14 protein-coding genes are annotated in these 13,865 nt (G+C 69.9%); 8 read left to right on the forward strand and 6 right to left on the reverse strand.

What is annotated here, in order from left to right; translation table 11 throughout:
- Positions 1 to 33: 33 nt before the first annotated feature.
- From ACFP2T_RS03650 to ACFP2T_RS03660, 3 genes are all read right to left on the reverse strand, one after another.
- Positions 34 to 243 carry an Ms5788A family Cys-rich leader peptide gene (locus ACFP2T_RS03650; RefSeq protein WP_377417209.1) on the reverse strand — a complete coding sequence of 70 codons (210 nt, stop codon included), beginning with the start codon at positions 241 to 243 and terminating at the stop codon, positions 34 to 36.
- Positions 244 to 255: 12 nt separating this feature from the next.
- Entirely contained in the window at positions 256 to 1,068 is an 813-nt protein-coding gene (locus ACFP2T_RS03655) for an LmeA family phospholipid-binding protein (RefSeq protein WP_377417211.1), read from the reverse strand.
- Between the two features lie 151 nt (positions 1,069 to 1,219).
- Positions 1,220 to 2,329 carry a hypothetical protein gene (locus tag ACFP2T_RS03660; RefSeq protein ID WP_377417213.1) on the reverse strand — a complete coding sequence of 370 codons (1,110 nt, stop codon included), beginning with the start codon at positions 2,327 to 2,329 and terminating at the stop codon, positions 1,220 to 1,222.
- A gap of 257 nt (positions 2,330 to 2,586) precedes the next feature.
- Here ACFP2T_RS03660 and ACFP2T_RS03665 point away from each other — a divergent pair, with 257 nt between their 5' ends.
- The 7 genes from ACFP2T_RS03665 to pstB all read left to right on the forward strand — a co-directional run bounded on the left by ACFP2T_RS03665 (position 2,587) and on the right by pstB (position 10,112).
- Entirely contained in the window at positions 2,587 to 3,300 is a 714-nt protein-coding gene (locus tag ACFP2T_RS03665; RefSeq protein ID WP_377417215.1) for a winged helix-turn-helix transcriptional regulator, read from the forward strand.
- Positions 3,301 to 3,520: 220 nt separating this feature from the next.
- Positions 3,521 to 4,552 carry a polysaccharide deacetylase family protein gene (locus ACFP2T_RS03670; protein ID WP_377417217.1) on the forward strand — a complete coding sequence of 344 codons (1,032 nt, stop codon included), beginning with the start codon at positions 3,521 to 3,523 and terminating at the stop codon, positions 4,550 to 4,552.
- Between the two features lie 46 nt (positions 4,553 to 4,598).
- Positions 4,599 to 5,588, forward strand: coding sequence for a mycothiol synthase (mshD, locus tag ACFP2T_RS03675; RefSeq protein WP_377417219.1), 990 nt, complete (start codon positions 4,599 to 4,601; stop codon positions 5,586 to 5,588).
- 293 nt (positions 5,589 to 5,881) lie between these two features.
- The gene (pstS, locus tag ACFP2T_RS03680; protein WP_377417221.1) at positions 5,882 to 6,985 is read left to right on the forward strand and encodes a phosphate ABC transporter substrate-binding protein PstS; all 1,104 of its coding nucleotides are present in this window, start codon (positions 5,882 to 5,884) and stop codon (positions 6,983 to 6,985) included.
- Positions 6,986 to 7,035: 50 nt separating this feature from the next.
- Positions 7,036 to 8,163 carry a phosphate ABC transporter permease subunit PstC gene (pstC, locus tag ACFP2T_RS03685; RefSeq protein WP_377417223.1) on the forward strand — a complete coding sequence of 376 codons (1,128 nt, stop codon included), beginning with the start codon at positions 7,036 to 7,038 and terminating at the stop codon, positions 8,161 to 8,163.
- A 67-nt stretch (positions 8,164 to 8,230) separates the two neighbouring features.
- Positions 8,231 to 9,319: a phosphate ABC transporter permease PstA gene (pstA, locus tag ACFP2T_RS03690; RefSeq protein WP_377417225.1), complete on the forward strand. Its 1,089-nt coding sequence runs from the start codon at positions 8,231 to 8,233 to the stop codon at positions 9,317 to 9,319.
- 16 nt (positions 9,320 to 9,335) lie between these two features.
- Positions 9,336 to 10,112: a phosphate ABC transporter ATP-binding protein PstB gene (pstB, locus tag ACFP2T_RS03695; protein ID WP_377417227.1), complete on the forward strand. Its 777-nt coding sequence runs from the start codon at positions 9,336 to 9,338 to the stop codon at positions 10,110 to 10,112.
- Positions 10,113 to 10,180: 68 nt separating this feature from the next.
- Here pstB and ACFP2T_RS03700 read toward each other — a convergent pair whose 3' ends face one another.
- Positions 10,181 to 11,011 (reverse strand): NUDIX hydrolase, encoded by an 831-nt coding sequence (locus ACFP2T_RS03700; RefSeq protein WP_377417229.1) that lies wholly within the window; start codon positions 11,009 to 11,011, stop codon positions 10,181 to 10,183.
- Between the two features lie 113 nt (positions 11,012 to 11,124).
- Here ACFP2T_RS03700 and ACFP2T_RS03705 point away from each other — a divergent pair, with 113 nt between their 5' ends.
- Entirely contained in the window at positions 11,125 to 12,096 is a 972-nt protein-coding gene (locus tag ACFP2T_RS03705) for a Gfo/Idh/MocA family protein (RefSeq protein WP_377417231.1), read from the forward strand.
- A gap of 53 nt (positions 12,097 to 12,149) precedes the next feature.
- Here ACFP2T_RS03705 and ACFP2T_RS03710 read toward each other — a convergent pair whose 3' ends face one another.
- Positions 12,150 to 13,151: an inorganic phosphate transporter gene (locus ACFP2T_RS03710; RefSeq protein WP_377417233.1), complete on the reverse strand. Its 1,002-nt coding sequence runs from the start codon at positions 13,149 to 13,151 to the stop codon at positions 12,150 to 12,152.
- A 3-nt stretch (positions 13,152 to 13,154) separates the two neighbouring features.
- Positions 13,155 to 13,781 carry a DUF47 domain-containing protein gene (locus ACFP2T_RS03715; RefSeq protein ID WP_192766660.1) on the reverse strand — a complete coding sequence of 209 codons (627 nt, stop codon included), beginning with the start codon at positions 13,779 to 13,781 and terminating at the stop codon, positions 13,155 to 13,157.
- Positions 13,782 to 13,865: the final 84 nt, after the last annotated feature.

Below are 13,865 nucleotides of genomic sequence, written 5' to 3' on the forward strand. Positions count from 1 at the left end.
GGACTCAGAGGGTACGCAGAGACAGCCCCGCCGTCAGATGACGGGGCGACACAGGCAGGTGGCCACGCGGCACAGGTCGACCGCGCGCCGTTTGGTGAGGAGCGTCCCCATGGAACCGGAGCCTACCAGTGGCACGAAGCCGTCACCCAGGTCCGACCACGATCCGGGATCACACCCGCCCCCGTCCTTCCCTCGCCCACCCTCGCTCGTCCCTCGCCCATCCCCTGCCCATCCCTGGCCCATCCCCGGCCCGGATCAGCTGACCTCACTGAGAGACACGTTGCGGGCGCTGCCCGTGACAGCCAGTCCATTCGGCATCGGCCGTACCTCCTGAAGTTCCAACTCGAACGGCAGGGCCGGCAATGGCACCCGGACGGAGAGCTGCTGGGCGAACGCGGAGATGAAGGACTGGATCGCCGGGTTGTCCGGCAGGTCGTCGGCGGTCAGCCGGTCGAAGTTGATGACGATGTTCGTGCCCTGCACGGTCAGCTTGGCGGTACCCCGGACGGTCAGGTCCTGCTCCAGGATCGGCACCCGTACGGGCGCGGTGACGGCCAGCTTGCCGTCCTGTTCCCGCAGCTCCACTCCGGGCCGGTCGATCAGCGCGACCACGCTGTCGTACGCGACCGTCGCCGTGCCCTGCACCGTCTCGGCGGTGACCTCGCCCTGACCGGTGCGCAGCGTGTCGAGCGACGCGGTGACGTTCCGGGCGTCGGCCGTCAGCTCCGGCACCCGTACCGCGGTGGTGGTGCCCTGGACCGGACCCTGCAGATCCCGGAGCACGACGTTGATCGAGTCGTACCGGCCCCCCAGTACCTGGGTCAGGAACGGGAAGCCGCCCACGGTCACCTCGGGGGCGGACGCCTGGACGTTCTGCTTGGTGAGCTGTTGGTCGACCTGGTCGGCCACGACCCGCTCGGCGATTCCGGCGGAGACCCGGTCGGCGACCACGAGCAGGCCACCGAGCACGAGCAGCAGGATGATCAGGATGATGAGCGCCCGACGGCCCCTGCGCCGACGGGGCTTCTCGCCGTACGTCCCGCCGTCTGCCGGATAGCTGTCTGCCACGCCGCCGCCTCTTTCCGAAATCGGGTACGCCGGCCGATCGCCGTCACCGGCACCACTATCTACCCGACGCGCCACATCTCCAATCGTGGCCCCCACGCGGTGTTAAGAAGGGGCCCTTCCTATACAAAAAGCGATAAGAAGGGGCCCTTCCTTACAGGAAGAAGACGCTCATCGCGTACGCCGCCGGTGCGGCCAGGGCGAAGCCGCCGAGCGGGCCCTGCATGTGCCGGGCGACCCACATCGTCGGCGGCTCGCCGGCCATCTGCCGGCCCGCCTCCGAGTAGCCGACCGCGAGGTCGGCCAGCACCGCGGCGGCCGCCGCGACCAGCCCGACCACCGCGCCACGGGTCGGCGTCATCGGTACCAGGTAGCTGCCGAGGATGGCGGCGGCGAGGGTGCCGAGCATCGCACCGAGCACCACGCCGGCCGCCCCGCGCGGCACCTGCGGGGCCAGTCTCGGCCACGGGAGCAGCGCGTCGGTCAGCCGCGCGACGGTCAGCGCGACCGCGGTCGCGGCGAGGCAGACGATGATCGCCTGGGTACCCACCGGAATCCGGCTGAGCACGATGAGGGTCGCGAACGAGACGACGCCGATCACGATGAACAGGGTGGCGCCGAGCGACTCGGTGACCCGGGCCCGGTCGGCCCGCCGGACGAGCTGCCCGACCACCCCGACCAGCAGGGCACCCGCGGCCACGTACCCCAGCGGGCCGAGCGCGGCGATCTTCGGCAGTACGGCGGCCATGTCGGCGGCGGCCGCCGCCGCGACCGACACCCCCGCCACCAGCAGCAGCGCGGGCGGGCGGGTGGCCATGGTCCAGGCGAGGATGAACAGTAGCTGCACGCCGAAGACGACCATGGCGAATGGCAGCCGGGCACCCGGGCCGGCGGTCTGCGCCCCGAAAATCAGGCCGACTCCGACCAGCCCGGCGAATCCCGCGATCGCCACCGACAGCAGTCGACGGATCGGTACCGGCGGCAACTCCTCCTCGTCGTCCTGGTCCTCCAGCTCGGCGGCGGATTCGGCGCGTGCCGCGGCTTCCGCCCGGGAGGCGTCGGACGGCCGATGGTCACCGACGGTTCGCGGTGCGTCGAACGGTCGGGGACTCTCGGACGGCCGGGGACCGTCGAAGGGGCCGCCCCGGGGATCGGGACCGGCGGGGCGGCCACGAGGGTCGGGGGCACGATGCGGGCCGCCCTGGCCGGGACGGTTGTCCGGCCAGGAATCACGACCTGTCTCCGGTGGCGTCGAGGGGTACACGCCTCGATCGTGCCAGACCGAGCGGGTGACGCGCCGATCCCGGTTTCCCCGACTTGGAAACTTGTACGTAATGACCGATCCCACAAGTGATCAGACAAACGTGTGAGAGCGTCAGCCGGAAGTTCAGATAAACTCTGGCCTTACCTACCCGTCAGTGAAGCCGGGACGACCCCAGTCTTCAGCGGTACCCCCGGCCACCGCCGAGCGCCGCTGGCCACCGCGCGGCCCGTTCGGAGCCGCCGGGACGGAGGTGATGTGTGGAGATCCTGCTGCTGGTGACCGCGCGTGCAGGCGAACCGTCCGTTGTGCTGCCTGCCCTCGATCTGCTGCCCCACTCGGTGCGTACCGCGCCACGTGATGTCCGCACCCTCGTGTCCGGGCCCAGCCCGGACGCCGTACTGGTCGATGCCCGCTCGGAACTGAGCGAGGCCCGGGCAACCTGCCGGATGTTGCACGCCACCGGACTCGGCGTACCGCTGGTGGCGGTGGTGACCGAGGCCGGTCTGATCGCGCTGAACGCGGACTGGGGCGTCGACGACGTCATCCTGGCCAGTGCCGGTCCGGCCGAGGTCGAGGCCCGGCTGCGGCTCGCCGTCGGCCGACTCACCAACGCGACCGCGGCGGCCGGCGGTCTGATCCGGGCCGGCGAGCTGACCATCGACCCGGACACCTACGCCGCCAAGTTGAAGGGTCGGCCGCTCGACCTGACGTACAAGGAGTTCGAGCTGCTCAAGTTCCTCGCCCAGCATCCGGGTCGGGTCTTCACCCGGGACCAGTTGCTGCGGGAGGTCTGGGGCTACGACTACTTCGGCGGCACCCGCACCGTCGACGTGCACGTACGGCGACTGCGGGCGAAGCTCGGCTCGGAGTACGAGTCGATGATCGGCACCGTCCGGCAGGTGGGCTACAAGTTCGTCACCCCGCCCTCCCGGCCGCTGCCGGAGACGGAAGGCGTGCCGCTGCCCGTCTGAGGCGACGACATCCATGAGGGCCACCCCGCAACCACTGCCGGGGCGGCCCTCGTGTCGTCCGGCATGAACGGGTTTCGCAACAAAAGGAGAAACCGTCTCTATTCGGGCAATTGGTACGTAGCCTTGACCGGGAACATCCGGAAGGGGCAGACGTGGCAGCAGCGAGTCTCGTGGCGGACGTGGACGGCCGGCGTACGCCCCGCACCGGAACGGTCCGCTGATGGCCACCCCGTCGAGGACCAACATGCTCGTGGTCGCGACGGTGGTCACGACCGCGATCCTGGGCGGCGCCTACCTCCTCGGCCACACTCTGGGCCGCCCCGGTGGCCCCCTGGGCGCGGTCGAGAGCCGTTCGGCGAACCCCTCCGATCCCGGCTCCCACACCCCGCCCGATGCCGGGTCCACGACCGCGTCACCGACAGCCCCGCCCGGCGCCCCGGGACCGGCCACCGCCTCCCCCGGGCACGGCAACGAGGATCTGGCCCCGGAGTACGGGCCGCCCCAGCTACCGGCGGAACAGGGCGGGCCATTCGGCGCCCGGGTGACCACCGGCTCCCGGTACGTGGCACTCACCTTCGACGACGGACCGGACCCCCGCTACACGCCACAGGCCCTGGCCCTGCTGCGCGAGTACCGGGTCAAGGCCACCTTCTGCCTGGTCGGCGGCAACGCGCGGGCGTACCCGCAGTTGGTCCGGGCCATCGTCGCCGAGGGACACACCCTGTGCAACCACTCCTGGGCGCATGACGTCGGACTCGGCGGCCGCTCCACCGCCGCCATCCTGACCGACCTCACCCGGACCAACGAGGCGATCCGGGCGGCCGTTCCCGGTGCCCGGATCGCCTACTTCCGCCAGCCCGGTGGCAACTGGACCCCGTCGGTGGTCGCGGCGGCCCGGAGCCTGGGCATGACCTCGCTGCACTGGACGGTGGATCCCCGGGACTGGACCCGGCCCGGCGCCGGAAACATCGTCGCGACGGTGACCGGCAACGCCTTCCCCGGGGCGATCGTGCTGCTGCACGACGCCGGCGGCAACCGGCAGGGCACGATGAACGCGCTGTACCCGGTGCTCGTCAACCTGAGCCGCCGCTTCGGGCTCGTCGCGCTGCCCACCGGGCCGCCCTCGGGCGGGATGCCGGGGACCGGCACGCCCTCGACCGACGCGGCACCGGGAGTCCCCCGGCCGCAGGGCACCGGCACACCGATCGGGCCGTCGGCCGTACCCCCGTCGCGGCTCCCGACCCCGTTCTGAGTGGTCCGGCGGGAGGTCGTCCCGATCTCGGGTCTACGGTTGGGAGGTGACCAGGGCGAAGACGGCCGACCACCGGGTGACGCGACTCGAACGACCATCCCCGGACGACGTCGATGCCGTGCTCGCGCTCGCCACCGTGGCGGGCGCCGCCGACGGAACGGAGTCGCTGTCCGAGGACGCCACGTTGCGGCTCCGGCACGCCGAGCCCGGTACGGTCACGCACCTGACGCTGCGGCAGGCCGACGGGGCCCTGGTCGGCTACGCCCAGTTGGAGTTCCGGAACGACGGTGGCGAGGTCGGCGCCGAACTCGTCGTACATCCGATGCACCGCCGGCAGGGGTGGGGCCGGACCCTGGTCGAGGCGATGGTCGACGCGGCGGCCGGCGACGCCCGGCCCGCCGCGCACAGCGGCACCTCGACGGACGCCGGTGACCTGCTGGTCTGGGCGCACAGCGATCACCCGTCCGCCGCCGCGCTCGCCCTCGACCTGGGGTTCGACCGGGCCCGGGTGCTGTGGCAACTGCGCCGGTCGCTGCGGGACCCGTTGCCCGAGCCCGGACTGCCCGACGGGGTGTCGGTGCGGGCGTTCCGGCCCGGCGAGGACGACCAGGCGTGGCTGGCCGTCAACCAGCGGGCCTTTGCCGACCATCCCGAGCAGGGCCGGTGGACCCTGGCCGACCTGCGGCTCCGGCTCGCCGAGCCCTGGTTCGACCGGGACGGGTTCCTGCTCGCCGTCGAGGATTCGACCGGACGGATCGTCGGGTTCCACTGGACGAAGGTGCACGGCGCGGCCGGGCGGTCCTCGGCGATCGGTGAGGTGTACGTGCTGGGCGTCGATCCCACCGCCCACCGGCTCGGACTGGGTCGGGCGCTCAGCCTCGCCGGCCTGCACCACCTGCGGAACCAGGGTCTGACCCGGGTGATGCTGTACGTCGACGAGTCGAACGAGCGGGCGATGGCGCTCTACACCCGGCTCGGCTTCGCGAACTGGCTGCGACACGTGCAGTACCGCCGGCCGGCGGCAGCCGCCGAGTAGCCGCTCGGCACCGTTCCGGGGGGCGGCAGTGCCGAAAACACCGCTTCGTACGCGGTCATGAACCGGTCCTAATAGCACTTCATGCCGCACCAGTCCCACGGTTCACGGAACGGACATCTCACCCTCAGGATCCGGCCATCCAGCCGGCTATCCCTGTTCACCCTGCGTTCACTCGCGACCGGCGAACCGGCTACCTGGCGCTCCTAACTTTTCCCTAAGTAACCGGCCACCAGCCGGCTCCCCGGGGCGGCGCCCCGGGACAGCTCTCGTACAAGGTGAAGGGAACCTTTCAGGTGAAGCTCCAGCGGCACGGCACCATTGCCTGCCTCGCTCTGGCCACGGCACTGGCAGTCAGCGCGTGCGGCTCGGACAATAACGAGCCCACCGAGCCTTCGGCCTCCGGGTCCTCCGCAGCGGCCGACTGCGCTACGGGCACGATCAACGCCCAGGGTTCGTCGGCGCAGAAGAACGCGATCGACGAGTGGCGTAAGGCATACCAGCAGAAGTGTGCTGGCTCGACCATCAACTACGAACCGAGCGGCTCCGGCGCGGGCATCCAGGCCTTCATCGCCGGCACCGCCGACTTCGCCGGCTCGGACTCGGCGCTCAAGGAAGAAGAGCAGCCGCAGGCCGACGCGAAGTGCGTCGGTGGCAAGGCGATCCACCTGCCGATGGTGATCGGCCCGGTCGCGGTCGTCTACAACGTCAGCGGCCTGGACAACCTTCAGCTCAAGCCGGCCACCCTCGCCAAGATCTTCGCGGGCAAGGTCACCAAGTGGGACGCCGCCGAGATCAAGGCCGACAACCCGGGCACCACCCTCCCGTCGACCACGATCCAGACCGTGCACCGCTCCGACGAGTCGGGCACCACGGACAACTTCACCGACTTCCTCGGCAAGACCGCCGAGGCCGACTGGACCTTCGGCAAGGGCAAGGCGTGGAAGGCCCCGGGCGGCACCGGCGCGGCCAAGTCGGACGGCGTGGCCAGCGCGGTCAAGCAGGCTGACGGCAGCATCAGCTACGTCGAGATGTCGTACGCCGAGAACGGCGGCCTGAAGACGGCCAAGATCGGCAACGGCGCCGGCGAGTTCGCCGCGCTGACCGCCGAGTCGGCCGCCAAGACCATCGCCGGCGCCCAGGTCACCGGCCAGGGCGACGACCTGAAGATGTCGATCGACTTCAACACCAAGGAGGCCGGGGCGTACCCGATCGTCCTGGTGACCTACGAGATCGTCTGCAGCAAGGGCCTCGCCGCCGACAAGCTGGCGCTGGTCAAGGGCTTCCTCAGCTACGCCGCCAGCACCGAGGGCCAGGCCGACCTGACCGAGCTGGGCTACGCCCCGCTGCCGGAGAGCGTCCGTACCAAGGTCGAGAGCACGGTCAAGACGCTCGCCTGAACCACCGCTAGATCATCCTCATAACTTCGTCAATCGGAGCGAGCGAGCAGATGGGCGACACCCCAGACCGCTCGGCCAACGCCGGCACCGGCGGACCGCGCGTGACCACCAGTCACGCCCGGTCCGCCGGTGCCGCGCTGTCGGTCGACGTACCAGTGACACCCGTGGACCGCGCTCCGAACGGAGCCGGAGGCCGGGGCGGCGACAACGGCATCGGCGATGGACTGGGGGGCGGCGGCGCGCTGCCCCGGCGACGTGCCTTCGGCGCGGAGCGCATCTTCCAGGGCTTCACCGTGGCCGCCGGCACGATGGTGCTGGTCATCATCGTGGCGATCGCGATCTTCCTGATCGCCAAGGCCGTTCCGGCGTTGAACGCCAACACCGCCAACTTCTTCACCTTCGAGGGCTGGTTCCCGAACGAGTCGTCGCCGAGGTTCGGCATCGGCGCACTGGCCTTCGGCACCGTCCTCACCTCGATCCTGGCGCTGCTGCTGGCCGTACCGGTCGCGCTGGGCATCGCCCTCTACCTGTCCCACTACGCTCCCCGCCGGGTCGGTACCGCCCTCGGCTTCCTGATCGACCTGCTGGCCGCGGTGCCGAGCGTGGTGTTCGGACTCTGGGGCCGTGACTTCTTCTACGGCCCGGTCCGGGACCTGTCGGTCTGGCTGAACAAGTACTTCAGCTGGATCCCGATCTTCGGTGGCGACGGTCCGTTCGGTAAGTCGATCCTGCTCGGCTCGCTGGTGCTGGCGATCATGGTGCTGCCGATCATCACCTCGCTGTCCCGCGAGGTGTTCCGGCAGACCCCGACCGCCAACGAGGAGGCCGCACTGGCCCTCGGCGCCACCAAGTGGGAGATGATCCGCACGGCGGTCCTGCCGTACGGACGCCCCGGCGTCATCGGTGCCACGATGCTCGGCCTCGGCCGCGCGCTCGGCGAGACCATCGCCCTGGCGATGACCCTCGGCATCGTCTCCAACATCTCGTTCAACATCATCGAGAACGGCGGGAACACCGTCGCCGCCAACATCGCGAACGCGTTCGGCGAGGCCAACGACGTCGGCCGGGGCGCACTCATCGCCTCCGGCCTGGTCCTCTTCTCCATCACGCTGATCGTCAACATCACCGCGCGGGCGATCATCTACCGGCGCCGGGAGTTCACGGAGTCTGCCGCATGAGCGCGCGTAGCGAGCGAATCAGCCAGTTCGGTAGCCGGGCCGGCAACGAGCGAAGCGAGGTGTCGGCATGAGCACACTGACCACCGCACCTCCGGCGGCCGCACCCGGTCAGCGTCCGCAACTGCGGACCCGCCGGCTGCCGACGCTGGCCGCCCTCGGCATCGCGGTGGCGGCCGTCGTGGTCTCCGCCGCCCTCGTGTACGGCACCGGTATCGGCGGCACCGCCCTGGTGGTGGCCCTCGCCGTGGTCTTCTACCTGGCCGGGCTCTTCCTGGCCAGCAACGCCGTGGAGGGCCGCCGCCAGGCGCGCAACCGCACCTGGAGCGCACTGATCCACTCCGCCTTCGTCCTGGCGCTGCTTCCGCTGGTCTCGGTCACCTGGACCCTGGTCAGCAAGGGCCTGGAGCGGCTGGACGGCAACTTCTTCGGCACCTCGATGAACAACATCGGGGCCCGGGACCCGAACGGTGGCGCCTACCACGCGATCATCGGCACCCTGGAGCAGGTCGGCGTCGCCACCCTGATCACCGTGCCGCTCGGCGTGCTCTGCGCCATCTACATCGTCGAGTACGGCCGGGGGCGCTTCGCCTTCACGATCCGGTTCTTCGTCGACGTGATGACCGGTATCCCGTCCATCGTCGCCGGCCTGTTCGTACTGGCCTTCTGGATCCTGATCGTCTCCCCGATCTTCAACGACGGCCGACCCGGCTACTCGGGCTTCGCCGCCTCGCTCGCGCTGAGCGTGCTGATGCTGCCCACCATCGTCCGGTCCACCGAGGAGATGCTCCGGCTGGTGCCGGCGCCGTTGCGCGAGGGGTCGTACGCCCTCGGCATCCCGAAGTGGAAGACGATCCTGCGGATCGTCCTTCCCACTGCCCTGCCCGGCATCGTCACCGGCGTCATGCTGGCGGTCGCCCGGGCCGCCGGTGAGACGGCACCGGTGCTGCTGGTGGCGGGCGGCGGTGCGGCGATCAACTTCAACCCGTTCGAGAACAACCAGTCATCGTTGGCGCTCTACGTCTACCAGCAGGCCGGGGACGCCTCCCGGTACGCGCCGGCGCGGGCCTGGGCGGCGGCGCTCACCCTGGTCGCCCTCGTCCTGATCCTGACGATCGCGGCGAAACTGCTCGCCCGTCGCAACCGGTTCGGCCGCTAACAAAGGAATGACCACCATGGCCAAGCGCATCGAAGCGATGAACGTCACCGCGTACTACGGATCGTTCAAAGCGATCGAGGACATCAACCTCACCGTCGAGCCGAAGACCGTCACCGCCCTCATCGGCCCGTCCGGTTGCGGCAAGTCGACATTCCTCCGCTCCGTCAACCGGATGCACGAGGTGCTGCCGGGTGCCCGGGTCGACGGCAAGCTGACCATCGACGACGAGGACATCTACGACCGGGACGTGGACGTGACCGCGGTCCGCCGGATGATCGGCATGGTCTTCCAGCGTCCCAACCCGTTCCCCACCATGTCGATCTTCGACAACGTGGTCGCCGGGCTGCGGCTGAACGGCGTACGCCGGAAGTCGGTGCTGGAGGACGCCGCCGAGCGGGCGCTGAAGTCGGCCAACCTCTGGGACGAGGTCAAGGACCGGCTCGGCAAGCCCGGTGCGGGGCTCTCCGGCGGCCAGCAGCAGCGGCTCTGCATCGCCCGGACCATCGCGGTCGAGCCGCAGGTGGTGCTGATGGACGAGCCGTGCTCGGCGCTGGACCCGATCTCCACGCTCGCCATCGAAGACCTGATGTTCAAGCTCAAGGACCGCTACACGATCATCATCGTGACGCACAACATGCAGCAGGCGGCCCGGGTCTCCGACCGTACGGCCTTCTTCTCGATCGAGCGGACCGGCGACCCGGGCCGGCTCATCGAGTACGACGACACCCAGAAGATCTTCAGCAACCCGAGCGTGAAGAAGACCGAGGACTACATCACCGGCCGCTTCGGCTGAGGGTGTAAGGAAGGGCCCCTTCTTATCGCTTTCTGTAGAAGAAGGGCCCCTTCTTAACGTGGTACGGCTCAGTCGAGGAGGAAGCGGGCGGCGCCGTCGGGGGACAGCTCGACGCGGGGCATGATCAGCCTGGCCGGGTCACGCAGCGCGGCGGCGGCCGGCAGCGCGGCCAGGTCCGGGCATTCGCCGACCTCGGCCAGCGTGATCATGGTGGGCGGCAGCATGGCGATCTCGCCCGCCTCCGCCCGGGCCAGCGCGTCCGCCGGGCGGATCCACATCGTGTGATCGGCCTCCCCGGAGACGTCCCGAGGCCGCTGCCCCTCCGGCAGCAGCGCGACGAAGAAGTACGTGTCGAACCGACGCGGCTCGAACTCCGGCGTGACCCAGCGGCTCCACGGCAGCAGCAGGTCGGACCGGAGAGCCAGCCGACAGTCCCGGAGCAGGTCGGCGAAGCCGGTACGCCGGTTCACCAGCGCCTGCCGAGCCACCTCCCACTCGTCGCCGCTGACGTCGCCGACCACGGCCTCCGGATGCGGCCCGGCGAGCAGCACGCCAGCCTCCTCGAAGACCTCCCGGGCGGCCGCGCACACCATCGCCTGGGCCTGACCGGCCGGCAGACCGAGCCGCTCACCCCACTGCGCCGGCTCCGGCCCCGACCAGTCCAGCCGGATCTCCGAGTCCTCCGGGTCGACACTGCCGCCGGGGAAGGCGTACATGCCGCCGAAGGTCATGGTGGCGGCGCGGCGGATGACGTACACCTCGAAGCCCTCGCGGCCGGACCGGTCCGGTCGGAGCAGCAGTACGGTCGCCGCCGGCCGGGCCGGGACGGGAACCCCGCCCTGGGCATAGAACCGGCGGGCGTGTTCGATGATCGACTCCGGGGCGGCAAAGGACGGCATGCTGCGAGGGTAGTCAGGCCACCGGGACGGCCGCGCCCAGCGCCCGGCCAGCCGCGATCTTGCCGCTCGGGGGAGCCGACAGGCGAGCGGATCCGCTCGGCTACGGTGCCGGAATGACACGTTGGGGCATCCTCGCCACCGGTTACATCGCCGCCACCTTCGTCGAAGACCTCCGGCTGCTGCCGGACGCCGAGGTCGTCGCGGTCGGCTCACGCACTCTGGAGACCGCCCGCGCCTTCGCCGACCGGCACGGCGTGCCCCGGGCGTACGGGTCGTGGCAGGAGTTCGCCGCCGACGACGACATCGACGTGGTGTACGTCGCCACTCCGCACGCCGCGCACTTCGACGCGACGATGACCTGTCTGTCGGCCGGCAAGGCGGTGCTCTGCGAGAAGCCGATCACCCTGGACCGGGCCGACGCCCAGCGGCTCGTCGACACCGCCCGCGCCAACCGCCTCTTCCTGATGGAGGCGATGTGGATGCGGTGCAATCCCGTCGTACTCCGGATTCTGGAGCTGATCGCCGACGGCGCGATCGGCGAGGTGACCAGCGTGCAGGCGGACTTCGGAGTCGGCGGGCCGTTCCCGCCCGAGCACCGGATGCGGGCCCGCGCGCTCGGCGGTGGCGCCCTGCTGGACCTCGGGGTCTACCCGATCAGTCTGGCGCACCTGCTGCTCGGCCTGCCGGACCAGGTCCGCGCCTGGGCGAAGATCAGCCCCGAGGGCGTCGACGAGAACACCGGAATGGTCCTCGGCTACGACTCCGGCGCCGTCGCCACCCTGACCTGCGGCATGATCGGCGCGACCCCGGTAGCGGCGACGATCACCGGCCGCACCGGCCGAATCGACCTGGCGCCGCCGTTCTACCGCCCGACCCAGGCCACCCTGCACCGCGCGGGCGCCCCCACCCCGGAACTCCTCCCCATCGACCTCACCGGCTCCGGCTACCAGCACGAGGCGGCCGAGGTACAACGCTGCCTACGCGCCAACCTCCTCGAAAGCCCGCTCGTCCCCCACTCCACCACCCTCGAAGTAATGGGCCTGCTCGACGACATCCGCCAGCAGATCGGCGTGAGCTACCTGTAAGGAAGGGCCCCTTCTTATCGTTTTCTGTTGTAGAAGGGGCCCTTCCTAACACCTCAGAACAGTGGGCGAACCAGGAAGAACATCAGGGCGCCGATGGAGCCGGCGGCGGGGAAGGTCAGCACCCAGGCGCCGACGATGTTCCCGGCCACGCCCCACCGGACGGCGGAGAGCCGCTTGGTGGCGCCGACGCCCATGATGGCCGAGGTGATGGTGTGGGTGGTGGAGATCGGCGCGCCCAGCACCAGGGCGTTGAAGTAGAGCACCCCGCTGGCCACCGTCTCGGCCGCGAAGCCCTCCGGCGGACGCAGGTCGATGATCTTGCGGCCGAGGGTACGGATGATCCGCCAGCCACCCGCGTACGTGCCCAGGGCCAGCACCGTCGCCGAGGTCCAGAACGCCCACTCCGGGATCGTCTCGGCGCTGTTCTGGTAGCCGCCCACGAAGAGGGCGAGCACCACGATGCCGATCGTCTTCGCGGCGTCCTGCATGCCGTGCCCGATCGACATCGCCGCCGCCGAGGCGGTCTGGGCCCACCGGAAACCCCGGTTCAGCTTGCCGGGCTGACCGTTCCGGAAGATCCACTGAACCGAGATCATGACGATGTAACCGAGCAGGAAGCCGACCACCGGGGAGAGCACCATCGGCAGCACGACGCTCTCCGCGATGCCGCCCCAGAGCACCGTGCCGGAGGCGGCGAGCGTCGACCCGACGAGTCCGCCGATCAGCGCGTGCGTGGACGACGACGGCAGGCCGAAGTACCAGGTGATCAGGTTCCAGGCGATCGCGCCGATCACACCGGCGAAGACGATCCCCAGACCAGAGGTGCCGTCGGGTAGCGCGACCAGCCCGCTGCCGACCGTCTTCGCGACGTCGGCGCCGAAGTGCGCGCCGATGAAGTTGCCGATGGCCGCCATTCCGAGCGCGACCCGCGGGGTGAGCGCCCGGGTGGAGATGCTGGTGGCGATCGCGTTCGCGGCGTCGTGGAACCCGTTGGTGTAGTCGAAGACGAGCGCGACGGCGATCACCGCCAGTACGGCGATGAGTTGAGGATCCACCGGTCAGCTTTCCTTGACCGCGATGGTCTCGACGGTGTTCGCCACGTGCTCGAAGGCGTCACAGGCCGCCTCCAGTTCGTCGGCGACCTCCTTCATCTTCAGTACGGTCAGCGCGTCGTACTCGCCGGAGAAGAGGCGGACCAGCAACATCCGGTACGCCTGGTCGCCGTCGTTCTCCAGCCGGTTGCACTCGATCCAGTAGTCCTCGAGGTCCTTCATCGACTTGAGTCGGGGCATCGCGTCCGCGGTGAGCTTCGCCTGCTGGTCCAGGACGTTCACCAGCTCGTGCATCTCCCGGGGCAGCGACGGCAGCTTGGTCAACCCGTACAGGTAGAGCAGGTTGCCGACCGCCTCCAGGTGGTCCATCACGTCGTCGAGCAGCGAGCCCAGCCGGTAGATGTCCTCCCGGTCGAAGGGCGTGACGAACGTCGAGTTGATCTTCTTGTAGAGATCATGAGTGATCTGGTCGCTGTCGTGCTCGACCTCGGTGAGTCGCTCACTGACCGACTGCACGTCGACCCCGGGCAGCGCAAGTTCGTTGAGCAGTTCGGTGCCGCGCACAAGGTTCTGAGCGGCTCTGGTGAACAACTCGTAGAAGGCGCCCTCGGATGGGCGGAGGGAAAACTTCACGGCACAACCTCGTTGCGTCGGCGGACGGGTGGCGGGCCGCAGGAGGCTGCCCCTGGGAGATGCTAGGAAACCTCGGATCGAAGA

The sequence above is a fragment of the Plantactinospora solaniradicis genome (assembly GCF_042658085.1).
Lineage (GTDB): Bacteria > Actinomycetota > Actinomycetes > Mycobacteriales > Micromonosporaceae > Plantactinospora > Plantactinospora solaniradicis.